Origin of the sequence: Methylobacterium sp. J-088 (assembly GCF_022829295.1) — a bacterium.
Taxonomy (GTDB): Bacteria; Pseudomonadota; Alphaproteobacteria; order Rhizobiales; family Beijerinckiaceae; genus Methylobacterium.
The window spans coordinates 33,882-56,808 of sequence record NZ_JAKSYH010000083.1; the positions used below are offsets into that span (position 1 = coordinate 33,882).

Consider the following 22,927-nt stretch of genomic DNA (forward strand, 5'->3'; position numbering starts at 1 on the left):
CAAGGGAAATCCGACGATGCATGCTCTCCTCTCCCTCCGGGCCTCGTCGCTCGTCGGCATCGCCGTGGCGGCGCTTTGGGGTGCTCCGACGTTAGCCTGTGACAGGGCAGCCTTAACCGCCAAGTATCCCGCACTGGTGGGCCGCACCGTTCGCCTCGCGCAGGACGGCGAGAGCCCGCCCTACACCTTCCGGGATGCAGGCAACTTCGAGACGATGCGCGGTCTCGACAACGATCTCGCCGTGGCCACGTTCAAATGCCTCGGGATGAAGACCGAGACGAAGATCGGCAAGTGGTCCGGCCTTCTGCCCGCGGTTATCGCGGGTCAAGCGGACGTCATGTGGAACAACCTGTATTACACACCCATACGAGCGCAGCAGGTTGACTTCGTCACATACGTCTTCGCTTCGACCGGCGCCCTTGTAAAGGCGGGCAACCCGAAGAAAATCACCGCGCTCACCGACACCTGCGGCATCAAGGGCGTTGCCGGCCTCGGCACCGTCGAAGAGGTGCTCCTACACAAGACGAGCGACACGTGCGTGGCCGCAGGTAAACCAGCCTTGGAGATCGCGACCTACCCCGACAAGCCCAGCGGCATGAGGCTCGTCCAAGCCGGCCGAGCCGACCTCATGCTCACCGACGGAGGCTTTGCCGGCAATGTCGCGAAGACGAATGGCGCCGAGTTCGCCCAGGCTTTCCTGATCAAGACAAACTACAAGGTCGGCCCGGGGATTACGCGTACCTTCGCCGGGCTTCAGCCCGCCATCGCCGATGCCCTCCAGCAGATTCAGGCCGACGGAACCATGAAAGAGCTGATGGTCAAGTACGGCGTTGACCCCTCGCTCATGCTCCCCGTCGAGGGGTTCACTCAGTAGCGCAATTTCATTTCGCGATAGTTCGAGATCGACGTGCTCGAGTTTTTGTTCCTACCGTTCCTCTGGCAGGGGGCGCTGATCGCGGTCGAGATCGCCACCTTCGCAATGGTGTTGGGTCTGATCCTCGGCCTCGGCCTGGCGTTGCTGCGGCTGACCGGTAACAAGTTCTTGAGCGGCGTGGCGTGGTTCTACGTCTGGTTCGTGCGCGGCACGCCGCTGCTCCTGCAACTCGTCTTCATCTTCGACGCCCTGCCCGCCGTCGGCATTACCCTCGACAACTTCACCACCGCCGTCGTCGGATTCGCCTTGAACGAGGCTGCGTTCAGCGCGGAGATCATCCGGGGCGGCATTCTGGCGGTGGGGCGCAATCAGACAATCGCCGCGGCATCGCTTGGGATGGGGCCGGTCCTCACACTGCGCCGCATCGTCCTGCCGCAGGCCATGCGGGCGATCCTGCCCGGCCTCGGCAATCAAGCGATCAGCATGATCAAGGGTACGTCTATCGCGTCCGTGATCTTCGTGAACGAGCTGACCTTTCGATCGGAGCAAATCGTCGGTCAGAACTTTCGGTTCTTCGCCGTGTTCGCAGCGACCGGCTTAATCTACCTCTTTATGACCAGCGTCATCGCGTTGGGCCAAGCCGCGTTGGAGCGTCGTTTCGACCATCTGCGCGAGCGGCCGGTGGCGGAGCCCTCGCTCTCCGCTGCGAGCGAGCGTGCGCCGCTACCAGATCTCGTCGCAGAGATCACCGGATGGGACGCGCAGGCGGCGGGTGCCGAGCCATTCGTCGCCGGTCACAACGTCCAGAAAAGCTACGGGAAGCGGGAGGTCCTGAGAGGGATCGACCTCGATGTTCGGCGCGGCGAGGTCGTCGTCCTGATGGGCCCGAGCGGTTCCGGGAAAAGTACGTTCCTGCGTCTCGTCAACCATCTCGAACCCGTCGATTGGGGTGAGATCCGCGTCGGCGGCCGGTATGTTGGCTATGAACGAGGGGCCGGCGGCCTACGCCCGGCGCGCAACCTCGCAAAAGCTCGGGCCGACGCTCGGATCGGGATGGTCTTCCAGCACTTCGACCTATTCAATCATCTCACGGCCCTCGAGAACGTGGTCGAGGCGCCGATTCGCGTCTACGGCGAGGATGCTACGCGCGCCCGGGCTCGTGGCCTGCATCTCCTCCAGAGCGTCGGGCTCGGCGAGCACGCGGGTCATCTTCCCCACCGGATGTCGGGTGGCCAGCAGCAGCGAGTCGCGATCGCGCGGGCCCTGGCGATCGCCCCACGACTGATGCTCTTCGACGAGCCGACCTCCGCGCTGGACCCCGAGCGCGTCGGCGAGGTGCTGGCGGTCATTCGCAGCCTAGCGGCGTCGGGGATGACTATGCTGATCGTGACGCATGAGGTGCGTTTCGCGCGTGAGGTAGCCGACCGCGTGGTGTTCATGGACGAGGGTGTCATCGTCGAGCAGGGGTTTCCGGCCGAGGTTCTTGAGCAGCCCAAGCACGAGCGTACGCGTCGCTTCCTTCGCATGGTCGACGCAAAGCAGTCTCACGTAGCGCCTGAGGAGATATCCCATGCTCATCGCTGAGATGAACTGGTCCCAGGTCGAGGACCGCCTTCGCATCGACGACCGCTGCATCTTACCTCTCGGCTCGACCGAGCAGCACGCACAGCTGAGCCTCGCGACGGACAGCCTTCTGAGCGAACGTATCGCCGCCGAGGCCGCTGCACCTCTCGGCGTGCCGGTCTTTCCGGTCCTAAGCTACGGAGTCACACCGCATTTCATCGACTTCCCCGGTACTGTTTCGCTTCGTCTGACAACCTACCTCGCCATCCTCGCGGACGTGCTTGACAGCCTAAAACGGACAGGCTTCCGACGGATCCTTCTGTGCAATGCTCACGGCGGAAACATACCGGCCGCGACCGGCGCGATCGAGTGGGTCGCTCAGAACCCAGAATGCCGCGTCCGCTTCCACAATTGGTGGATCGCGCCGCAGACGCTGGCGGCATTGCACAAGCTTGAACCGGTTGCGACGCACGCTTCCTGGTCGGAGAATTTCCCGTGGACTCGCCTGCCCAACATCAGGGGACCCGAGAAGCCGAAACAACCGATCGACGTAGATCGAATGCGCCGATCGAGTCCGGCCGGTTCGCGGGCGCTCCTCGGCGACGGGAGCTTCGGCGGATCATATCAGCGGGATGATGCGGAGATGGACGCGGTCTGGGCGGTCGCCGTCGCGGAAACACGGGCCCTCCTCGAGGAAGATTGGGATTGATCGAACCTGGGCAGATCCCGCGTCCACCCCGAGGCTTTATTGCCAAAGTTCAGAGATGATTACCGAAGATTACAAAGCCTACTTTCGCCATCTGGCATCGGGCGTCTGCATTGTGACCTTTTCGGTTGAAACAGGGGTGCACGGATTCACGGCGACGTCGGTCACGTCGGTCTGTGCGGCACCGCCCACCGTGCTTTTTTGTGTTCGCCAGCAGAACGATAGCTTTCAATATGCAAGGGTTGGCAGTCCGGTCGGCATCTCTATCCTGAGTAAAAATCAGATCCATCTGTCAGAGCGATTTGCCAGGAAGATAGGGGCGGAAGGCTATGAAGATGTTGAGACAATTAGCATGCCCCGTGGGGTGCCGACGCTGAAAGGTGCAATCGCACGAATGGAAGGAGTGATCATCGACGTCATACCCGTTAGCGATCACGCAATCGTTCTGGTCGAGTTCGAGGCAGCCCATATCACCTCTGGCGATATGCCGGTCCTGTACTATGACCGCGGATATCATCATCCAGTACGCATATGATTGTCTACGACGATACGGCGTTGTGATTTCTCGTACCCTGCCGCTATTCGATTCCACCGGGGAGCCCTTCATGCATTTATACGCCGGTGCGCGACTCGCCCTGATGTGTTGACCAGCACCCTGGAGCGGCTGCGCGAGGCTTCGGTCGTTGCAGGATTGACGTCGTTCGGTGATGCGCCGAGGTTCCCACTTGGTCGACCTTGCGATCCTACGATTGCAAGGCCGGGGCGCCGCCGGCATCTGGACTCCGACTGACCGAAATGCGGCGGGGTCGACTACCGCACACCCTACGGCACATGAACGCGTACCGGGTGCCGAAGCATCCGGCGACAGTCACCCGGCCATATGCTTTGGAAACCAGTTCCGGTGAAAGCCTGGCGGGATCCGGTGCCCGAGGTGGACCGTGGCGACGGGCGCCGCCTCGAACGCGCGCGCGTCAAGGATGATGAAATCAGTCGTGTCGCTCGCCGAGTCGACGACGAACCCAACGAGCCAGCCCTCGTCTTCGCCGGCCTCCGGCCTGGCCGGCACGAAGACGAACTCTCCCGGGATACTGTCAGGGCCGAACTCGTGCACACGCCGCTCCCCCGTTGCCAGGTCATGCTTGTAGATCTGCGTCGCGTCCACGAGCTGCGTGTTGCCGTCGGCGGGGACGGAGCCCGTGTAAACGTACCGGTGGGGTTGTCCGAAGCGACGCTCGTCGATCCGGGGGAACTCCTGCGCCGCGGGATCGATCACCCGACGGTCGACCTGCCCCGTCGCCGGGTCGGCGGTCCAGCGTTCCAGCCAACCCGGTGCGTCGAGGCCGCCGCCGGCCGAGGCGAACACCCGCTCGTAGACGACGACGTCGAGAACCACGCGCCCGTCAACGTCGTCGTAGGCGTTGGCGACGTGGAAGGCGAAGCACGGCTCGACCGCGCACCACACGATGTCGGCGGCCGTACCATGCCGCGGGAGCAGGCCGACGCGGGCGCCATGGCCTGGGTTCCAGCGGAACGGGAAGCGGTGTCCTGCCAGCACCGCCCGCATCGAGAAGGTGACGGGCAGGTCCAGCTCGACGACGAAGCGCGTCGTGATCGCGCAATCGTGGATGCAGGGGCCGTGCTCGACCGGGATCGACACGTCTCGCACGACGCGACCGGCGGGCGAGATGACGACGTGGCGCACGCTGTCCCAGATGCGGCCGTCATAGGCGATGGCATGTGTCTCACCGGTCGCCGGGTCGCGATGCGGGTGTCCGCTGAAGGAGCCGGCGAGGGTGCCGTCGAAAGGATCGTAGCGCTGCGTTTCCAAGTCCTCGGACAACAAGACGGGAAAGCTGCCGGCCTCGACCACGGCGAAGGCGCGGTCACCGATCTCGACGACGTTGGTGTTGACGGTGTCGTCGCCGCGGCGCGGCCCCGGGGCAGCGGGCCGGCCGAGCGCTGCGGACGCCGCACGCGAGCCGATCCAGCGGTTGCGGTACCACAAGGCCTTTCCGTCCTCGATGCAGAGACCGTGCACCATGCCGTCGCCCAGGAACCAGTCGTGGCCGCGCGTCGTCGGGCCGGCGGGGTTGGCGCCCATCTTGAGGTAGCGGCCGTTGAGCCCCGCCGGGATCGTCCCGCTCACGCACAGATTCCGCAGGGTCAGCTCCTCGCGCATCGGCGTGTGGACGCCGATTACGAAGGGGTGCTGCGTCCACGGAAGGCGCAGCCGATTGCAGGCCGCCACCAGCGCGACAAGGCCCTCGGCGGTGGCACGCAGGCTGGACTCTATCAAGTTCGGCATCTGGCGCTGGCTCGGGGCGATCGGAGGGAGAGCGAAGGCCCTCGCGATGGAGGCCTGCCCCTTTTCCGGGCATGAATGTCAACTCTGTTCGTTTGAGACGACTGGGCGATCTTGCCGATGATGTATCCAACTACGTACCGCTGTGCGACGGAAGTGGATCGCTACGTCGACGGCTCGGTCAGCCAAGCGCCCGGACGCCTCCAGCCGCCGGATAAATGGCCGCTTGCGGATTTGCCATCGGAGAGCTTCTTCGGCGTGATTGGGTCGGTAGGAGGCCGTCCGCTTTTCCAGCCGACCACCTCCGAAGCGGACCAGCCGCTTTCGGCCAGTTCCAGTCCCGCACGCTGGCACCCTGAACGTTTGGGTTGGGTGGAGAGCTGCCGGTCCGCTTCGGGGCGCTAGCTTGGGGAACCGGATGTTCGAGGCAGGCTCTATTGGATTTGCGTGTCTCGGTGATCACTAATCGACAACGGCGCATCGTTGATGTCGTCCATCACGAGCTGGTTCAGCGCACAGATGAACGAAGACAGCCGGTAGCCGTCGTGGCGTGAGAGAGCATTGTCGAAAGCCCGGACATTCCAGAACGGGTCGTTGGGGCGGGTGATCGGCGCAATGCCGGTCAACTGAAGGCCGTGCAGGAAGCGAGCGGCCGGGCCGTTCTCGCCGGATCCGCCAGGCGCGAGCGCGGCGCTGTCCCAAAAGTTGCCGCGCCGGTCGGCGCGCGCCATCCGGGCTCGCGTCAGCCAGCGGTCGGAGCGTGGGCAGTCGAGAGCGGCATCGGCGAGGGTGGCATAGGGGTGGTGTCGCTCAAGGCCCGGATCATCGAGCCCAAGCAGTTCGTGGGTCGTGCCGAAGGGCGCAGCCGAAGGCTGGGCATCCGCGAGCACGCCGGCCGCCGGCCGCGGCGGGTCGAGATTGCCGATGGTGTGCGAATCCTCTCGGGCGGTGTTCTGGAACGGGAAGGTTGCAGCAAGGAGCGACAGGGTGCGCAGCGGCAGCGTCAGCAATCCGGCTCCGAGGTCGATGGGCGCCGGGGGGGTGCAGCTCTCACCACGGGGCTGGCGGCCCTCGAACCGCGCCGCCACACGGTCGAGAAAGCCCGCGGCCGGGCGGAAATCGAACTTGAAGGTCGGGAACAGGTCGTGGGTCGCCCGATCGTAGTCGACGCCCGCATCGAACATGCTGTCCGTCGCCGAGAGCCGGCTCCGGATCTTGCGGCGGGCGGCCGCGAAGGCGTCATCGACATCGAGACCGATCCACGCGCAGTCCCCAGGCCGCAGGCCACCGGCCGGGAAGGCCAGAGTCGCCGTCACCGACATCAGGACCGGCCGCTGGTTGGGCGGGAAGTAGCCGTCGCCGCGCTCAACCTCTGAAGCCGGCGTGTGCGCATCGGCATGGTCGGCCAGCTGCAACCAGACCTCGCGCTGGATTGCAGTCCACTTGCTCGCTTCGGAGGCGGGATTGATCAGGACCACGAGATTGCCCAGGACCGGCGGTAGGGTTTCTCCAAACCGATGGCGGTGCACCGCCTTGACCATGTCGTCCTTGAGCCCGCTCGCAAGCATGTTGCCGCCGAGGCTGTGCCCGGCGACGATCAGCTTGTTGTGCGCGCCCGGCGCGCCGAGCGTGGTCTCGAGTGTGCGAAGGGCTGAGATCGCCGCCGGCGCGATGGCTTCGCTCACCGGCTTTCGATCGAACAAGGTGGCGCCGGCCGACAGGTTGCCGAAGAAGCCGCCGATCGCGTCGCCGAACCAGAGCTGCAGACCGCGCTCGTCGACACGCGCCCCACGCCAGCCGATATAGATCGCCGTGACGTCCATATCGCAGACACTCGGGTCGCTCGGGCAGCGCTGCGCAAGGAAACGGGCCGCGTGGGCCGCGTAGAGGCGCAGATCCGCCACGTTGCCGTCGCCGATCCGCGCGTCGTGCCGCCAGCCGTGGACGAAGGCGATCACGTAGTGCGACCCGGTCGAAAGATGCTGCTTCAGGGCATCGAGCTGGGTAATGACGGGCTTGACCATCGTGGCCGGCAGGCCCTTGGCCCGCATCTCGGTGTCCATGGCGTGGCGGAGCATCGCGCTGTCGATGGCCGTGTCGTTCGCCCCTTCGCGGGAAACCAACGCGTAAGGTTCGCCATCCTCCTGGAACTCGATGAAACCGAGGTGGTAGGCGAGGTCCCGTCCGCCGGCCTCGCGGGACGGGACGATGTGGCGCTGCAGAGTGCAACGCAGCCGTGTCGTCCAACGCGCATCCGTCGCGATCGCCCTGTCTTCGTCGTTGCTGGCATCGACCCAGCCGTCGCCGTCGGACGGCATCGCCGCCCGCAGGGTCTCACGGCCGGTATCGGCCAGGACCGTCCAGCCCTTCGCGAGCCCGTCACGGCATTCGGCGAGGCTCGGGTCGAGGTTGCGATAGGCGTGCGCCTTGTCTGTCGCGAGCACGACGTAGTTCAGGAATAGGATACCGAAGGCCGCGAGGACGAGCGCGCCAGCGATCCGGGCCGTGGTACGCAACGCGTACAGCACCCCACGAACGAGCCCGAAGGCCGTTCGATATACGGCGCGCCGCCGCTCGCCCTGCGCCGTCGCCCGTTCGACACTCATTGCGCCCGCATCCTGATCGGTCGCACCAAGGGTTGCCGCATTAGCCGGAGGGCATGCAGCGTCATCGCGATTCCTCTCCGTCCTACCGCATTGCCGCCCTTCGTTCGCCGTGGGCTCTCCGTTACGGGGCGGGTGATGACGATCCCGTCCCGGTAACGGCTTGGCCCGGGCCTGCGAAATCCCATCGATCGAACCGGAAGGAATCCATCATGATGCGCGCAATTCTGCCGGCTGTCGCTCTCCTCGCCGGCACGGGGGTGGCTACAGCCTCCCTGTCGAGTCTTGTCGGCGCCTGGGGGCATGATTTTGTCGTCACACCGTTCGAGCCGATGCAGCTCATGGTTGCGATGGCGACCGACAAGATCACTGGCAAGCAGTTTAACGTCATCAAGATGCCAGACGGTCACGTGATGGCGGTGGTGCCCTTCGACCAGATGGCGAAGATGCCAGAGATCGACCGCAAAAGCCTGATGCCGATCAAGGGGGGAGGCTGATCGATCGAACACTTGTTGAATGTCTGGTCAGAGGCATCCAGCGGGATAGCCAGTGCGATTGAATTCGGTTGTTTCTTACCGTTCAGCCAGTACCGCACGAACGGCCACTTCCCTTACCTCCTCCCGGAAGCAAGGCAGCCCGATTTAGGCCAATTCTGCCATCCGCAGAAATAAGCGCTTACGGCCGCTTTCTGGCAGCCACAAAATCGGCTCATGCGGCTGGGTTGGGTCGTCAGCGGAACGTCCGCAAATGCTCGCCCTCATCTCAGTCCATCGGTTCGGGTGTCTCCTCGCCTTGTCGGCAGGGGCCGGCAAGGAGACAGGCGATAGGGCATTCCGCACACGATCCCGCCACCAAAGGACGGCCGGCCTGGAACGCCGGCCGCAAGCTCGGCGCCAAGCGCGCCCTCAAACCTCAGCAGGTCTGGGCCATCCGGTTCTGGCTCGACCGTGAACGGCGCACGCGCGACCGGGCGATGTTCGACCTCGCCATCGACAGCAAGCTGCGCGGCTGCGACATCGTCAAACTCAAGATTGGCGACCTCGTCAGCGGTGGTCGCGTCCGTAGTCGCGCCATCGTCATCCAGCGTAAGACCGGTCGACCAGTGCAGTTCGAGTTGCTCGAACCCGCCCGTACCAGCATCCTCTCCTGGCTAGAGGCCAGGGGTGGATCGCTCGACGACCATGTCTTCCCGAGCCGGCTCGACGGCGTCACGCACATCAGCACCAGACAGTATGCACGCTTGGTCGATGAGTGGGTCACGGGCATCGGGCTGCGCAGCGAGGACTACGGAACCCATTCCCTGCGTCGCACCAAGGCGTCGTTGATCTACAAGCGGACTGGCAAACTACGTGCCGTCCAGATCCTGCTCGGCCATACCAAGATCGAGAGCACGGTCAGGTATCTCGGTGTCGACGTTGAGGATGCTCTGACCCTAGCGGAAGGCACTGAGATTTGAGCACTGGCCCCCTCGGCTCCCGGGTCGAGGGGCTTTCAAACCGGCCCGGCTGCAAAGCGCCCAATGCGGTCATCAAGCTGACTGTAACAACGCCTCGTAAGCGGACGCTTCAGAAACGTACATCGTCAATCCTTAACGTCATGGATTTTTGGCATCGCCAAATCAGTTATGGCGCGGCACGGCTGGCTGTGCAGCGGCGCCAGTCGCCCCACCGCGTGAGGTCGACCGCCCCGGCGACGGCCGCCGCCTCTTTCAGGAAGCCTTTCGGCGCAGTCCCGTCGGCGAGTCGCAGATTGCCAATCGCAAGCGGTTCTGGAATGGCGGCCACGAAGGCCCAGAATGCAGCCGGCGCTGGGGCCCAGACCACCCTCTCGATCGCGCCCCGTCGTCACCGGCCATCCGGAGCAGTCCGGGACGATGCGTCGGGCCTCGCGGCAGGGCGTAGAGGAGGTCTTCTGGTTGAGTCTGCAGGGATCGTCGGGGGCCCGCAGCGTCTCCTCCACGGGCGTTAGCGCGTCGAAGCCGTGCATGAAGTAGACGTCGATATGGTCTGTGCCGAGCCGCTTCAGGCTGGCCTCGCAGGCGCGGATCAGGTGATAACGCGAGGACCCGACCTTGTTCAGCTCGTCGTTGAAGCGGAACGTCGCTTTGGTCGAGATCAGCGCCCGCTGGCGCTTCCCCTTGAGGGCCTGACCCAGGATCTCCTCCGAAGCGCCCGCTGAACAGATGTCGGCCGTGTCAAAGAAGCTGACGCCGGAATCGAGGCACAGATCGACCATGCGGGTCGCCTCGGATACGTCCGTTTGCCCCCAGCGCTGGAAGAACTCGTTCGTCCCCCCGAACGTACCGGTGCCGAAGCTTAGCACCGGCACGGTGAGGCCGGAGCGTCCGAACTGCCTGTAGTCCATGAGATCCTCTGTACGATCGCGCAACGCGCGGTGCGCCCGACCGTCTAACACGCGCACCCAGGTCCGCTTTCCCCGCGACGGGAGATGGGCCCGGTGGTCAAGCCGCGCTCGCCTCGGCTGCGGTCAGAAAAGCCCGCACGGTGTCGCGGAGAAAGGCGGCGTCGGCCGGGTTGGTCGACGGGTTGCCGGCGCGGTGACCCCAGAGGCTCGGGATCGGCCGCAGGACGGCACCGCGCAGGTGCGGCAGCTCGGCGGCGTTGTCGGCGACGCGGAAGTAGAGATCCGTCTCGCCCGGCATCAGCAGCAGCCGGGCCGTGATCGCGTTGAGCGCCCGGGTGAGATCGCCGCCGTAGCGCGGATCGCGGCTGATATCGCCCGCCTCCCAGGTGCAGAGCTGCGCGTAGAGATCGGCCGCGGGGCGGCGGGCGAAACGCTCCTCCCAGTCGGTTCGCAGGAAAGTGTCGAGGTCCGGGGCGCCGAGCGCGGTGCGGTGGAGATCCGCCCGGTAGAAGTCCTGGCTGAGCGCCCAGCCCGCATAGATGCGCCCGAAGGCCCGGAGGGCGGCGGCCGGCTCGGCCGAGAAGCGGCCCCCGCCGCAATGCTCCGGCGCCGCCTCCAGCACCGCCATGAGACCTTTCAGGAACACGCGGTTGTGGGTGGCGGTGCGGGCGCTGCCGCAGTTGATCACCGCGCGTTCCACGTGATCGGGGAACAGGGCTGCCCAGTGATAGGCCTGCTGCGCGCCCATGGACCAGCCATAGACGGCGTGCAGGTGCGCGATCCCCCACACCTCGGCGAGCAGACGGCGCTGCGCGTGGACGTTGTCCCAGGCGGTGACGAGGGCGGGCCAATCCGGCGTGTTCGACGGGCTCGACGACAGCCCGTTGCCGAACATGTCGGGGATGACGATGAACCAGCGGCCGGGATCCAGCACCCCGTCGGGGCCGATCAGCCATTCGAGGTCCGGATGCTGGGCCCCGTAGCTCGTCGGGTAGAGCACGACATTGTCGCGCCTGGGCGACAGGGTGCCGTGCGTCTTCCAGCGCAGCTGCGCGCCGGGCAGCACCGCCCCCGATTGAAGCGTCAAGTCGCCGAGTGCGAAGGTTCGGGTGGCCGTCGCCCAGCCGCTCACGGACGCAGCGTCCGCACGAAGCCGACATGCCAGCGGGCGTAGCCCCGCTGCAGCACGCCAAGCCGCGCGCGCAGCGCGGTATGGGCGTCCGGAAGGCGGTGGAACGGGATCGACGGGTAGAGGTGGTGCTCGGTGTGGAAGGGCATGTTCCACATGAGGAGCCGCGTAAGGCCGTTGGTTAAGGTCGTGCGCGTGTTGGTCAGGCCGTTGCCGTCCATCGTACAGAGCGTGTGCTCGGTGAGGAGGTAGAGCCGAAGGAACGGCTGCCCGAGGAGCTGCGGCCCGATCCAGAAGATCAGGGGCGCCCACCAGCCGACCAGAACCACGGCGAGGGCTGCCCCGGCGAGCAGGAACGCACACATCGACCGGATCGAGCGGATGATGCGGAGCGCGGCGCGATCGGTGACGAACGGGTAGGCAGATAGATCGCCGCGCAGGCCGGCCGAGGCCACCTGCAGGCGGGTTCGCCAGTAGGGCAGCGCCAGCACGCGCCAGACATAGGCGTCCAGGGTGGAGGGCGGCATCAGCGCGAGTTCCGGATCCCGCTCGGGATCCTGGGTGTGGCGATGGTGCGCGAGATGGAAGGCCGTATAGAAGTGCCAGTTCAGCAGCGACGGACAGGCCACCAGCCAGCCGACGACCGCATTGGCCCTACGCGAGCGGAAAGCGGTCAGGTGGACGGTCTCGTGGATGGGCGCGAACAGGGCCGATTGCGCGATGCCCAGCAACAGCATGGCGGGCAGCAGCGTCCAAGACCCCGATTGCCAGACCAGCCAGCCGGCCCCGGCCAGCATCAGGAGATGCGCGCCGAGGCGGATGGCGCCGCGCCGATCCGAGCGCAGCGACAGCACCTTCACCTCGGTACCTGTGAGAAACCGTCCACTTGCGGAGGCCATTCGTTTCCCTGGACTGTTTGAGCGCCTCGGAGACGCATGGGCTTTGCAGCATCCATGCCGGTACCTAAGCGCATGCCCCAGGCGCGCGATCGGCTTGGTATCCCGCTTGCCTCCGGGGGTGGGCGAAGGGTGAATATGCATGAGACGATTCTGGTTTTCCGGCCTGCTCGCGGCCGCGGCGCTGCTTGCGCCGATCTCCGGCCGCGCGGAAACGACGGTGAAGGCGGTTCTGGAGGCCGAGATCGTCACCCTCGACCCCTACTTCACCACGGCCTATATCACGCGGACCTTCGGCTACATGGTCTACGACACCCTGTTCGCGCCGGACGCGACGGGCGTGTTCCGGCCGCAGATGGTCGACACGTGGTCGGTGTCGGATGACCGTCTGACTTGGCGCTTCACCCTGCGCGACGGGTTGCGCTTCCACGACGGCGCGCTGGTCCGGGCCGCCGACTGCGTCGCCTCGCTGCGGCGCTGGGCGGCCCGCAGCGCGCTGGGCGGCCGGCTCATGGACGTGACCGCCGGCCTCGAGGCCGTGGACGACCGGACTGTCGTGCTGACGCTGCGGGAGCCCTACGGTCTCGTCCTCGACACGCTCGGCACGACGTCGAGCCCCGCGCCCTTCATCATGCCGGCGCGGCTCGCCGCGACGCCCCCCACGACGCAGCTCTCTGAGGTCGTGGGATCCGGTCCGTTCGTGTACGACCGCGCCGCCCACATCCCCGGCGACCACATGCTGCTGCGCCGGAACCCCGATTATCGGCCGCGTCCCGAGCCGACCGACTTCCTGGCCGGCGGCAAGGTCGTGAAGGTCGACGCCCTCGACATCCGCGTCATCCCCGACGGGGCGACGGCGACGGGCGCCCTCGGCGCTGGCGAGATCGACTACATGCAATACGCGCCCTTCGATCTGGTCGGTCAGATCGAGGCCAACAAAAACCTGGCGGTGATGAACTTCACCGGCCCGCACAGATTCACGGGTCACTATCGCATCAACACGGCGTCCAAGCCCTTCGACGACCCGGCGATCCGGCGCGTCCTGTTGCGGCTCGTCGATCAGCGCGAGGTTCTGGACGGGTTCGGCCTCGATCCGCGCTTCTCGCAGACCTGCGACGCCTTCTTCATCTGCGGCTCGCCCTACGAGACCCATGTGGCGACGGCACTCCTGCACGACCCCTCGGTGGCGGCGGCCCGGGCTGCCCTGAAGGCGACCGCCTACAAGGGCGAGCCGGTGATCGTGATGGTGGCCAACGATCTCGAGGCGGCGCGCGTGTCCTCGACCATCCTGGCCGACCGGCTGAAGCAGGCCGGCTTCACTGTGGATCTGCAGGTTATGGATTGGGCAGCCCTGCTCGCCCGGCGCACCAAGAAGGTCGGCTGGAGCGTTTTCGGCATCCATGCACTCGGGCTCGATCTCAGCTCGCCGCTGACGAACTCCGCGATCAACTTCAACTGCAAGGACGCGGCGAGTTCCGGGTTCATGTGCGACCCGCGCATGGTCGCCCTGTTCGACCGCTTCGCCCGCGAGCCCGATCTGGACACGCGGCGCGCCATCGCGGGCGAGATCCAGGCGATCATTTACGGCGAGGGGCTGGTCGTGCCCTTCGGCCAGTTCGCGCAGCCCGCCGCCTACCGGACCTCACTCACCGGTCTGATCCCCTCCGCCATCCCGCTCTTCTGGAACGTCGCGAAGCCATGAGCCCAGCCCCGTACGATGTCATCGTGGTCGGTGCCGGCTCCGCCGGAGCGGCTTTGGCGGCCCGCCTCTCGGAGGATCCGCGCCGCCGGGTGCTCCTGCTGGAAGCCGGACGCGCGTGGCGCTCCGCCGATGCGCCGCCGGCGCTGCGCTCGGCGAACATTATCCCGTTCATGTATGACCCGGCCCATCAGGCGGACTGGCAGTGGCCGGGACTGATGAGCCGGCGGACCCGTGCGCAGGAGCCCCGCTTCTACTGGCGCGGTCGCGCGCTCGGCGGCAGTTCGACGGTCAACGCACAGATCGCGATCCGGGGCGTGCCCGCGGCCTTCGACGCGTGGGCGGAGCAGGGCTGCACCGGCTGGTCGGCCGGGGATGTGCTGCCCCTCTTCGACTGGATCGAGGACGATGACGACTTCGGCACCGCAGACGGCGCCCGGCGCGGCGGTCCGCTCCCGGTCTACCGCGCGAAGCCGGAGGCCTGGGGCGCGGTCGATCTGGGGCTTCGCGCCGCTGCCCTGGCGGCCGGCCATCCCTGGAAGGCGGACCTCAACGCGCCGTCCGGCGAGGGGGTCTCGTGCAACCCGATCAACAGCCGCGGCGGTCACCGTGTCACCACCAATGACGGCTATCTGGAACCGGCGCGCGACCGGCCGAATCTGGAGATCCGCTGCGAGGCCCTGGTCGACCGCGTCCTGTTCGAGGGACGACGGGCGGTCGGCCTGCGCGTGCGCTTCGGTACGGAGCCCTGGACCGAGATCCAGGGCCGCGAGATCGTTCTGTGCGCCGGCGCCGTCCACTCCCCGGCCATCCTGATGCGTTCCGGGATCGGACCGGCCGAGCCGCTCCGCGCCCTCGGTATCCCCGTCCGACAGGCGCACGACGCGGTCGGCCGCAACTTCATGGACCACCCGATCCTACGGGCGACCATCGATCTGAAGCCGGAACACCGGGCCCTCGGTCCGGATGCGCGCCACACCAATTGCTGCGTCACCTATTCGAGCGGCCTCGCGGGCGGCGGGGAGCGCGACATGATCTTCGTCGCCTACAACCACCGGACGCTGACCGGGCCGGCACCGACGCCGCAGGGCGCGATCGGCGTCGGCCTCTACGACGTGTTCTCGCGCGGGACGCTGCACCTCACCGCGGCCGATCCGGAAGCCAACCCGGTCATCGACGAGAACATGCTTGATGACCCGCGCGATCGCCTGCGGATGCGCGACGCGGTGCGCCGCCTCGCGGGCCTGTCGGAGAACCCGGCCCTGGCCGGTCTCGCGACGGCGATCCGGTTCGGCGAAAGCCCACTCTCGATCGGCGACGCCGCACACCTCCCGGACGACGAACTCGATGCCCTCATGCTCGTTGAGGCCGGGGACATCCAGCACGCGGCCGGCACATGCCGCATGACCGGCTGGCAGGACGCATCCGGTGTCGTCGATCCCAATCTCAAGGTCCGAGGACTCGACGGGCTGCGGGTTTGCGACGCCTCGATCATGCCGAGCGATTGCCGGGCCAACCTGCACTTCACCTGCGTGATGATCGGCGAGAACCTTGCGCGGCGGATGCGCGAGGAGAGGACTTGACCGTCGTGGAGGCGTGGCGATGGCGTTTCCCCGGTTCCTAGTGCATCGATCCAGACGGAGGCGTCAGCCGAGTCTGGAAAAATTGATGCAAAACCAAAGAACTAGTGCTCACTCGCATGAACGAAGTGAATGCGTCGGAGCACTAGGCATGCGCCTTTCTCGCATTCCGATGCGTGCCACCTGATCGTCGTGGGGCTGTCGTGATGGCGCTGTGCCGGCCTGCCACTGATCCGTCGAGCTGGCCATCATAACGCCCGTATCGGGTGAAGTCGGCGCGATGATGCGCCCAATCTTTCAGCGCAAGCGACTGTTGCGTGAAATAATACCCTCACTCTTGCGGCGTAATGGATCCATCTACGTCGCATCTGTATGGCACGCGTGTTGCGAAAGGGCTGGACGCTTCAGGAGTCTTCTGGCTTGTCTCGCACGTCCGACGTGACCAATCTTTCCCGCCGCACGGTTCTGGCGCTTCCCCTCGGCCTCGCGGCCGCCGCGAGCGGCGCGCAGGCCGCCGAGCCGAAGCGCGGTGGCACGATGGTCATGATCGTCCATCCCGAGCCCTCGACCCTGGCCCATTACGCGGTGTCGGCGGGCAACATCCCGCCGATCGCCACGCAGGTCTACGAAGGGTTGTGCACCTACGACTGGGACCAGAACCCACAGCCGAACCTCGCGAAGTCGTGGGAGGTCACGCCCGACGGCAAGACCATCACATTCAAGCTCCAGGATGGCGTGACCTTCCACAACGGCAAGGCGTTCACCAGTGCCGACGTGCAGTATTCCCTCATGGAGATTTTGAAGAAGTACAATCCGATCGCGCCGGTCATGCTTGCGGAGCTGGTGGCCGTCGATACGCCGGACCCGATGACCGCAATCCTGCGGCTCGCCAATCCGGCGCCCTACCTCATGAAGGCGCTCTCCGGGCGCGACCTGCCGATCCTGTGCCGCTCGGTCTTCGAGGGCACGGACGTCCTGCAGAATCCCAGCGCCAACAAGCCGATCGGGACCGGCCCGTTCAAGTTCGCGAGCTGGGAGCGCGGTCAGTTCGTCCGCCTCGATCGCAACGAGACGTACTGGAAGCCCGGCTTGCCGTATCTCAACCGGATCGTCGCCCGTTTCATCCCGGACGCCGCCACCCGCTCGGCCGCCATGGAGGCGGGGGAAGCGCATTTCGCCGGGTACAGCGCGGTGAACTACGCCGACCTCGCGCGCATGAAGACCAACCCGATCCTCGATCTGACGACCAAGGGCTACGAGATGACGCCGGCCCAGAGCGTCCTGGAGCTGAATGGCCGTCACCCGCATCTCCAGAAGAAGGAAGTGCGCCAGGCAATCGCCTACGCCATCGACCGCAAGGTCATCCTCAAGGACGTGATGTTCGGCTACGGCCTGCCCGCCACCGGCCCGCTCAGCCGCAAGTTCAAGACCGCCGGCCTCTACACCGACGACGTGCGCCACTACGACGTGCCGGACCGGCTGGACATCGCCAACAAGCTGCTCGACGAGGCCGGCGCCCCGCGCGGCGCGGACGGGACCCGCTTCGCCCTGCATCTGGAGGTCAATTCCTTCGGTGAGCAGTGGCTGCGGCAAGCCGAGTACCTGAAGCAGGCGCTCGCCATCGTGGGCATCGCCGTGACGCTGCGCTCGGAGGACACCGCGACCTGGCTGCGGCGCGTCTACACCAACTACGATTACGACCTGAACGAGCCGTTCCTCAGCCAAGGCGTCGACCCGGTCTACGGGCTGAACAAGCAGTTCCTCACCAGCCAGATCCGCAAGGGCGTGACCTTCGTCAACGACACTTTCTATTCGAATCCCGACGTCGACCGCATGCTCGGCGAGGGCGCGCGCGAGCCGGACGCGGAGAAGCGCGCCGCGCTCTACAAGACGGTCCAGCAGGTGCTGGCGGAGGACAGCCCGATGATCTGGCTCATCGACGTGCAGTACGTCAGCGTCTTCAACCGACGCCTCAAGGACCACACGACCGGCCCGCTCGGAACCCAGCAAGCCTTCGAACGGGCCTGGATGGACAAGTAGTCCCGTGCGGCTCGCGCGGTTCCTCGGTTACCGGCTGCTGCTGGCGATCCCGGTGGTGCTCAGCATCGTCGTGCTCAACTTCTTCCTGATCCACCTCGCCCCCGGCGACGCGGCCTCCGTGCTGGCGGGCGAGAGCGGCGCGGCGAGCCCCGAATACATGGAGCAGCTGCGCCACAAGTTCGGCCTCGACCAGCCGCTGGCCACGCAGTTCGGCGTCTACCTGCTGAACATGCTCCACCTCGATCTCGGCTACTCGTTCCGCAACGACAGCCCGGTCGGGAGCCTGATCGTCGACCGGCTCTGGCCGACCGGGCTGCTGATGCTGACCGCCTTCGCGGCCGCGTTGCTGATCGGCACGCTCCTCGGCCTCGTGGCGGCGACCGGGCGCAATTCATGGCGTGACGCGGTCATCTCCCTGGTCAGCCTCGTGGCCTACGCGACTCCGGGCTTCTGGCTCGGGCTGATGATGATCGTCGTCTTCGCGATCCGCCTCGGCTGGCTGCCCACCAGCGGCTACGATACGGTCGGCGCCGACAACGAGGGCTGGGACGCGGTCTGGGATGTCGGTCGCCACCTCGTCATGCCGGCCGTCGCGCTCGCGCTGTTCTACCTCGCGGTTTACGCGCGGGTGATGCGCGCCTCCGTGCTGGAGCAGGTCGGCATGGACTACGTCACCACCGCCCGCGCCAAGGGCCAGACCGAGGCGCGAGTGATGGCTGGGCACGTCCTGCGCAACGCGCTGCTGCCGGTGGTCACCATGGCGGGCGTTCAGGCCGGCAACCTGATCGGTGGCTCCATCGTGGTCGAGACGGTCTTCGGCTGGCCCGGGGTCGGCACGCTGGCCTTCAACGCGCTTCAGTCGCGCGACCTCAACCTGCTCCTCGGCATCTTCTTCGTCTCGGCCTGCCTCGTCGTCGTGATCAACCTCGCGGTCGACCTCGTCTATGTCTGCCTCGATCCGCGGTTGGAGCTCTAGCGATGCGCACGGGCTTGGCGCGGTTCGCGCGCAACCGCCTCGCGCTCGCGGGCGCGGCGGTGCTCCTCGGGCTGATCGTCCTCGTGGCGCTCACGCCGCTCCTCTATCCGGGCGATCCGTTCCGGCTCGTGGGCCCCGCCCTCCAGCCGCCGGGTGGCCCGTTTCTGCTCGGCACCGACACGCTGGGCCGGGACGTCGCCGCCGAGATCGCGTACGGCGCCCGCACCTCCCTGATCATCGGCCTCAGCGCCACCGGTGCGGCGATCCTGCTCGGGACCCTGATCGGCGGGCTGGCCGGCTACTACCGGGGCGGCGTCGAGGTCGCGCTGATGCGGCTCACGGAGTTCTTCCAGACGATCCCCGCCTTCGTGCTGGCGATCCTGATCGTGGCGATCCTGTCGCCGTCGCTCTTCAGCGAGGTTGTGGCCATCGTGGCCGTCTCCTGGCCGGGCATCGCCCGCCTCGTCCGGGGTGAGTTCGTGGCGCTCGGCGGCCGCGAGTTCGTGCTGGCCTGCGACGGCCTGGGGGCGGGCGATGCCCGCATCGTCTTCCGCCACATGCTGCCGAACTGCACCGCGGCGATCATCGCGGTCGGCACCCTCTTGATCGGCACCGCGGTCCTGATCGAGGCGGGGCTCGCCTTCCTGGGCCTCGGCGATCCCAACGTCATGAGCTGGGGCCTGATCATCAGTTCGGGCCGCGCGGTCCTCCGGTCGGCGTGGTGGATCTGCACGTTCCCCGGGATGGCCATCCTGCTGACCGTCCTCGCCATCAACCTCGTCGGGGACGGCCTGAACGAGGTCCTGAACCCGAGGCTCCGTGAGCGATGAGCGACGCCGTCCTCGAGATCGAGAAGCTGACGATCACGCTGCCGCCCGGCGCGGACCGGCCGAATGCCGTCTCCGACCTCGACCTCGTCCTGCGGCCCGGCGCGGTCACCTGCCTGATCGGCGAGAGCGGATCGGGCAAGTCGATGGTGGCGCGCGCGATCCTCGGGTTGCTCCCGGGGCCGCGCGTGCGCGTGTCGGGCGGGCGCATCCTATTCGAGGGCGCGGATCTCGCCGCGATCCCACCGCGTCAGATGCGGCGCGTCCGGGGCGCGCGCATCGCGATGATCTTCCAAGAGCCCATGACGGCTCTGAACCCGCTCCACACGATCGGACGGCAGATCGACGAGGTCCTGCGGATCCACACGACGCTCGGGCGCGCAGACCGCCGGACGCGCATCCTCGCGCTCCTCGAGAGCGTCCACCTCCCGGACCCGGCGCAGCTCCTGCGCTCCTACCCGCACCAGCTTTCGGGCGGTCAGCGCCAGCGGGCGATGATCGCCATGGCGCTGGCGCTGAATCCGCGGCTGCTCATTGCCGACGAACCGACCACGGCGCTCGACGTCACCACGCAAGCGCAGATTCTCCATCTGATCCGCGAGCTGCAGCGCGAGCACGGGACGAGCGTCCTGTTCATCACGCACGATTTCGGCGTCGTGGCCGACATCGCCGACACGGTGGCGGTCTTGCAGAAGGGCGTCCTGATCGAGCAGGGACTCGCGGCCTCTGTCCTTGGGGCGCCGAAGCATCCCTACACGCGCGCCCTTATCGCCGCCGTGCCGAAGCTCGTGGCGCCGCCGCGGCGCGCCGCCAGCACCGCCTCCCTGGTGGTGGAGGCTAAGCGGCTCGAGAAGACCTACGGCGCCCGCGGCCTGTTCGCCGGTCGTGTCACCCGGGCCCTCGACGGCGTGGACGTCCTGCTCCGGCGGGGCGAGACCCTGGGTCTCGTCGGCGAGAGCGGATCGGGCAAGAGCACGCTCGCGCGGGCGATCACCCGGCTGATGCCCATCGATGGCGGCGAGATCATCCTCGCCGGGCACAGCGTCGCCGATCTGAGCCGCCGCCAGATGCGTCCGCATCGCCGGCGCGTGCAGATGGTGTTCCAGGACCCCTACGGATCCCTCGATCCGCGCCAGCGCGTGGTCGACATCGTCGCCGAGGGGCCGATCATCCACGGCACCGAACCCAGGATCGCGCGTGTCCAGGCGTGCGAGATGCTGGCGCTGGTCGGCCTCGACCCCGCGGCGGCGCAGCGCTTCCCGCACGAATTCAGCGGCGGCCAGCGCCAGCGGATCGGCATCGCCCGGGCGCTCGCCATGAAGCCCGAGATCCTGGTGGCCGACGAGCCGGTCTCGGCATTGGACGTCTCGGTCCAGGCGCAGGTCCTGGCGCTGCTCGCCGACATCAAGGCGCGGCTGCACCTCAGCATGCTGTTCGTGACCCACGATCTGCGGGTCGCGCTGCAGGTCTGCGACCGGATCGCGGTGATGCGGGCTGGTCAGGTGGTCGAGGTCGCGCCGACGTCCGAGATCTTCTACGCGCCGAAGCACCCCTACACGAAGGCGCTGTTCGCCGCCGTGCCTGGCGCACAATGGCAGGAACCGATCCCCGCATGACAGCCGAGCAGCCCCTCTCGACGGACCCGTTCCTACCTGGACCACGCGTCCGCGTCGCCGGATCCGCGACGGGGCCGCTCGCCGGCCTCGCCTTCACCGTCAAGGATCTGATCGACGTCGCGGACACCCCCACGGGGGGCGGCAACCCGGACTGGCCGCGCGTCTACCCGACGCCGACCCGCCATGCCGGCGTGGTGCAGACGCTGCTCGATGCAGGCGCCTCGGTCGTCGGCAAGACGGTCACCGACGAGGTCTCGCTGGGGATCCTCGGCGAGAACGCCCACGACGGCACGCCGCTCAATCCCGCGATGCCGGACCGGGTGCCCGGCGGCTCGTCAAGCGGCTCGGCCTCCGCGGTGGCCGCGGGCGCCTGCGACTTCGCGCTGGGCACGGATACCGGCGGCTCCGTGCGCGTGCCGGCGAGCTTTTGCGGCCTCTACGGCATCCGGCCGACGCACGGCCGCATCGACTTTTCCGGGATCTGCGTCCAGGCGCCGAGTTCGGATACCTGTGGCTGGTTTGCCCGGGACGCGGTGACCTTCGCGCGGGTCGGCGCGATGCTGTTCGGCCAAGCGCTGCCGGACCGTCTGCCGCGGACGTTGCTCGTGGCCGCCGACGCGCTCGGCTTCGCCGATGCCGCGGTTCAGGAGGCGCTAGCCCCGCAGATCGACCGCTTGGCCGCCCTGATCGGCAACCGGCGCGACGTGACCCTGGCGCCGCAGGGCTTGTCCGTGTGGCAGCGGGCGCAGCGCGTCCTGCAGAGCAGCGAGGCGTGGCAGACCTTCGAGCCCTGGCTCGATGCCTGCAATCCACGCATGGCCTTCTCGGTCGCCCGCTCGCTGATCCAAGGCTCGATGATGACCGATGCCGAGCGCAGCGCCGCGAGCCTGATGCGGATCGAGGCAAGGGCCCGCCTCGCGCGGCTCCTGGCCCCCGGCACGATCCTGTGCCTCCCGACGACGCCGTTCCCGGCACCCCTGCGCGGGCTGCCGCTCGGCGCGCTGCATCCGCTGCGCGAGCGCATCGCCTGCCTCACGAGCCACGGCGGGCTCACCGGCGTCCCGCAGGTCAATCTGCCGGGCGCCCACGTCGATGGCGCGCCGGTCGGCTTGTCGATCATCGGTGCGCGCGGGACCGACCTCGATCTGATCCGCCTAGCGGTCGCTCTGGAGGGTTGAATGGACGTGACGGTGAACCGCCCGGAGATCGTGGCCGAGATCGCGGCTCTGTTCGAGCGCTACGAGCAGGCGCTCGTCGAGAAGGATGTCGCCGTCCTCGACGCGACCTTCTGGGACAGTCCGCACACGATCCGCTACGCGCTGACCGAGAACTGCTACGGATTCGCCGAGATCCACGCCGCCCGCGTGGCGGCTGATCCGCCACTGGGCGGTACCAAGGAGGCACGGATCCGGCTGGAGATCCTGACGCTGGGGAGCGACTTCGCCACCGTCAATTTCGAGTTCAAGCCGCGTGGTAAGACCGGCATCGGGCGTCAGAGCCAGACCTGGATGCGCTTGCCCGGTCTCGGATGGAAGGTGGTGTCCGCCCACGTGTCCATTCTGCCGATCGGGTCGTGACGCATCATCGCCAGGCGCGGAGGACTGGACACATCTAGGAGCCCGTCCGAGTAACGAGTTTACGCGGTGGGATGAGGGTGGAAGTGTGGGCAGACGTGGGCGTCGGCTTTGGGCTCAGTGACTGGCCTTGGCCAGCTTGAGGAGGTTGTGGGCGGTGCAGATCATCGCCCATTCG

Annotated in this window: 19 protein-coding genes and 1 pseudogene; 14 read left to right on the forward strand and 6 right to left on the reverse strand. The window is 67.0% G+C overall.

The features are described from left to right. The first annotated feature begins 16 nt into the window (after window positions 1-16). From MKK63_RS09700 to MKK63_RS09720, 4 genes are read left to right on the forward strand one after another with little or no spacing between them, the layout of a single operon-like run. A complete protein-coding gene (locus tag MKK63_RS09700; protein WP_244001072.1) occupies window positions 17-874 on the forward strand; it encodes an ABC transporter substrate-binding protein in 858 nt (285 codons plus the stop codon). Window positions 875-907: 33 nt separating this feature from the next. Further along, window positions 908-2,458, forward strand: coding sequence for an amino acid ABC transporter permease/ATP-binding protein (locus tag MKK63_RS31675; protein WP_313901762.1), 1,551 nt, complete (start codon window positions 908-910; stop codon window positions 2,456-2,458). Next, on the forward strand, window positions 2,445-3,146 hold the full coding sequence (locus MKK63_RS09715; protein WP_244001074.1) for a creatininase family protein: 702 nt from the start codon (window positions 2,445-2,447) through the stop codon (window positions 3,144-3,146). Before MKK63_RS31675 ends, MKK63_RS09715 begins: the two co-directional genes overlap by 14 nt. A gap of 55 nt (window positions 3,147-3,201) precedes the next feature. Beyond that, window positions 3,202-3,678 (forward strand): flavin reductase family protein, encoded by a 477-nt coding sequence (locus tag MKK63_RS09720; protein WP_244001076.1) that lies wholly within the window; start codon window positions 3,202-3,204, stop codon window positions 3,676-3,678. Between the two features lie 333 nt (window positions 3,679-4,011). On the opposite strand, the gene MKK63_RS09725 is transcribed toward MKK63_RS09720, so the two are convergent. Together MKK63_RS09725 and MKK63_RS09730 are read right to left on the reverse strand one after the other, a co-directional pair. Then, a complete protein-coding gene (locus tag MKK63_RS09725) occupies window positions 4,012-5,448 on the reverse strand; it encodes a carotenoid oxygenase family protein (RefSeq protein ID WP_244001078.1) in 1,437 nt (478 codons plus the stop codon). A 431-nt stretch (window positions 5,449-5,879) separates the two neighbouring features. After that, window positions 5,880-8,051: a hypothetical protein gene (locus MKK63_RS09730; RefSeq protein WP_244001080.1), complete on the reverse strand. Its 2,172-nt coding sequence runs from the start codon at window positions 8,049-8,051 to the stop codon at window positions 5,880-5,882. A gap of 209 nt (window positions 8,052-8,260) precedes the next feature. Here MKK63_RS09730 and MKK63_RS09735 point away from each other — a divergent pair, with 209 nt between their 5' ends. Together MKK63_RS09735 and MKK63_RS09740 are read left to right on the forward strand one after the other, a co-directional pair. After that, window positions 8,261-8,545 (forward strand): hypothetical protein, encoded by a 285-nt coding sequence (locus tag MKK63_RS09735; protein ID WP_043346816.1) that lies wholly within the window; start codon window positions 8,261-8,263, stop codon window positions 8,543-8,545. A gap of 326 nt (window positions 8,546-8,871) precedes the next feature. Then, the gene (locus tag MKK63_RS09740) at window positions 8,872-9,504 is read left to right on the forward strand and encodes a tyrosine-type recombinase/integrase (RefSeq protein WP_244001105.1); all 633 of its coding nucleotides are present in this window, start codon (window positions 8,872-8,874) and stop codon (window positions 9,502-9,504) included. Window positions 9,505-9,670: 166 nt separating this feature from the next. Here the strand turns inward: MKK63_RS09740 and MKK63_RS32195 are convergent, their stop codons facing one another. From MKK63_RS32195 to MKK63_RS09755, 4 genes and pseudogenes are all read right to left on the reverse strand, one after another. Next, the gene (locus MKK63_RS32195; protein WP_409564498.1) at window positions 9,671-9,871 is read right to left on the reverse strand and encodes a hypothetical protein; all 201 of its coding nucleotides are present in this window, start codon (window positions 9,869-9,871) and stop codon (window positions 9,671-9,673) included. A gap of 97 nt (window positions 9,872-9,968) precedes the next feature. Next, window positions 9,969-10,412 (reverse strand): annotated as a pseudogene (locus MKK63_RS09745) (aldo/keto reductase); the annotation flags it as partial. Window positions 10,413-10,509: 97 nt separating this feature from the next. Next, the gene (locus MKK63_RS09750; RefSeq protein WP_244001083.1) at window positions 10,510-11,544 is read right to left on the reverse strand and encodes an alpha/beta fold hydrolase; all 1,035 of its coding nucleotides are present in this window, start codon (window positions 11,542-11,544) and stop codon (window positions 10,510-10,512) included. Then, entirely contained in the window at window positions 11,541-12,440 is a 900-nt protein-coding gene (locus MKK63_RS09755) for a fatty acid desaturase (protein WP_244001085.1), read from the reverse strand. Before MKK63_RS09755 ends, MKK63_RS09750 begins: the two co-directional genes overlap by 4 nt. A 139-nt stretch (window positions 12,441-12,579) precedes the next feature. On the opposite strand from MKK63_RS09755, the gene MKK63_RS09760 reads away from it, so the two are divergent. The 8 genes from MKK63_RS09760 (at window position 12,580) to hpxZ (ending at window position 22,752) form a co-directional block, all read left to right on the forward strand. Next, window positions 12,580-14,139 carry an ABC transporter substrate-binding protein gene (locus MKK63_RS09760; protein WP_244001087.1) on the forward strand — a complete coding sequence of 520 codons (1,560 nt, stop codon included), beginning with the start codon at window positions 12,580-12,582 and terminating at the stop codon, window positions 14,137-14,139. Next, complete coding sequence (locus MKK63_RS09765) at window positions 14,136-15,719, forward strand: GMC family oxidoreductase (RefSeq protein ID WP_244001089.1); 1,584 nt, start codon at window positions 14,136-14,138, stop codon at window positions 15,717-15,719. Before MKK63_RS09760 ends, MKK63_RS09765 begins: the two co-directional genes overlap by 4 nt. 417 nt (window positions 15,720-16,136) lie before the next feature. After that, window positions 16,137-17,756, forward strand: a complete 1,620-nt coding sequence (locus MKK63_RS09770) for an ABC transporter substrate-binding protein (protein ID WP_244001091.1) — start codon at window positions 16,137-16,139, stop codon at window positions 17,754-17,756. Between the two features lie 4 nt (window positions 17,757-17,760). Then, a complete protein-coding gene (locus MKK63_RS09775; RefSeq protein ID WP_244001093.1) occupies window positions 17,761-18,732 on the forward strand; it encodes an ABC transporter permease in 972 nt (323 codons plus the stop codon). A 2-nt stretch (window positions 18,733-18,734) separates the two neighbouring features. Beyond that, window positions 18,735-19,562, forward strand: a complete 828-nt coding sequence (locus MKK63_RS09780; RefSeq protein WP_244001095.1) for an ABC transporter permease — start codon at window positions 18,735-18,737, stop codon at window positions 19,560-19,562. Next, complete coding sequence (locus MKK63_RS09785) at window positions 19,559-21,175, forward strand: ABC transporter ATP-binding protein (RefSeq protein WP_244001096.1); 1,617 nt, start codon at window positions 19,559-19,561, stop codon at window positions 21,173-21,175. The genes MKK63_RS09780 and MKK63_RS09785 overlap by 4 nt, the downstream gene beginning before the upstream one ends. Then, on the forward strand, window positions 21,172-22,353 hold the full coding sequence (locus tag MKK63_RS09790) for an amidase (protein ID WP_244001098.1): 1,182 nt from the start codon (window positions 21,172-21,174) through the stop codon (window positions 22,351-22,353). The genes MKK63_RS09785 and MKK63_RS09790 overlap by 4 nt, the downstream gene beginning before the upstream one ends. Then, window positions 22,354-22,752: an oxalurate catabolism protein HpxZ gene (gene hpxZ / locus MKK63_RS09795; RefSeq protein ID WP_244001100.1), complete on the forward strand. Its 399-nt coding sequence runs from the start codon at window positions 22,354-22,356 to the stop codon at window positions 22,750-22,752. The last annotated feature ends 175 nt before the right edge of the window (window positions 22,753-22,927 follow it).

Bases quoted from the DNA above. Each gene is read 5' to 3' on its own strand.
- MKK63_RS09700 (WP_244001072.1), top strand. From the start codon at position 17: ATGCATGCTCTCCTCTCCCTCCGGGCCTCGTCGCTCGTCGGCATCGCC.
- MKK63_RS09715 (WP_244001074.1), top strand. From the start codon at position 2,445: ATGCTCATCGCTGAGATGAACTGGTCCCAGGTCGAGGACCGCCTTCGC.
- MKK63_RS09720 (WP_244001076.1), top strand. From the start codon at position 3,202: ATGATTACCGAAGATTACAAAGCCTACTTTCGCCATCTGGCATCGGGC.
- MKK63_RS09725 (WP_244001078.1), bottom strand. From the start codon at position 5,448: ATGCCGAACTTGATAGAGTCCAGCCTGCGTGCCACCGCCGAGGGCCTT.
- MKK63_RS09730 (WP_244001080.1), bottom strand. From the start codon at position 8,051: ATGAGTGTCGAACGGGCGACGGCGCAGGGCGAGCGGCGGCGCGCCGTA.
- MKK63_RS09735 (WP_043346816.1), top strand. From the start codon at position 8,261: ATGATGCGCGCAATTCTGCCGGCTGTCGCTCTCCTCGCCGGCACGGGG.
- MKK63_RS09755 (WP_244001085.1), bottom strand. From the start codon at position 12,440: ATGGCCTCCGCAAGTGGACGGTTTCTCACAGGTACCGAGGTGAAGGTG.
- MKK63_RS09760 (WP_244001087.1), top strand. From the start codon at position 12,580: ATGAGACGATTCTGGTTTTCCGGCCTGCTCGCGGCCGCGGCGCTGCTT.
- MKK63_RS09765 (WP_244001089.1), top strand. From the start codon at position 14,136: ATGAGCCCAGCCCCGTACGATGTCATCGTGGTCGGTGCCGGCTCCGCC.
- MKK63_RS09780 (WP_244001095.1), top strand. From the start codon at position 18,735: ATGCGCACGGGCTTGGCGCGGTTCGCGCGCAACCGCCTCGCGCTCGCG.
- MKK63_RS09785 (WP_244001096.1), top strand. From the start codon at position 19,559: ATGAGCGACGCCGTCCTCGAGATCGAGAAGCTGACGATCACGCTGCCG.
- MKK63_RS09790 (WP_244001098.1), top strand. From the start codon at position 21,172: ATGACAGCCGAGCAGCCCCTCTCGACGGACCCGTTCCTACCTGGACCA.
- hpxZ (WP_244001100.1), top strand. From the start codon at position 22,354: ATGGACGTGACGGTGAACCGCCCGGAGATCGTGGCCGAGATCGCGGCT.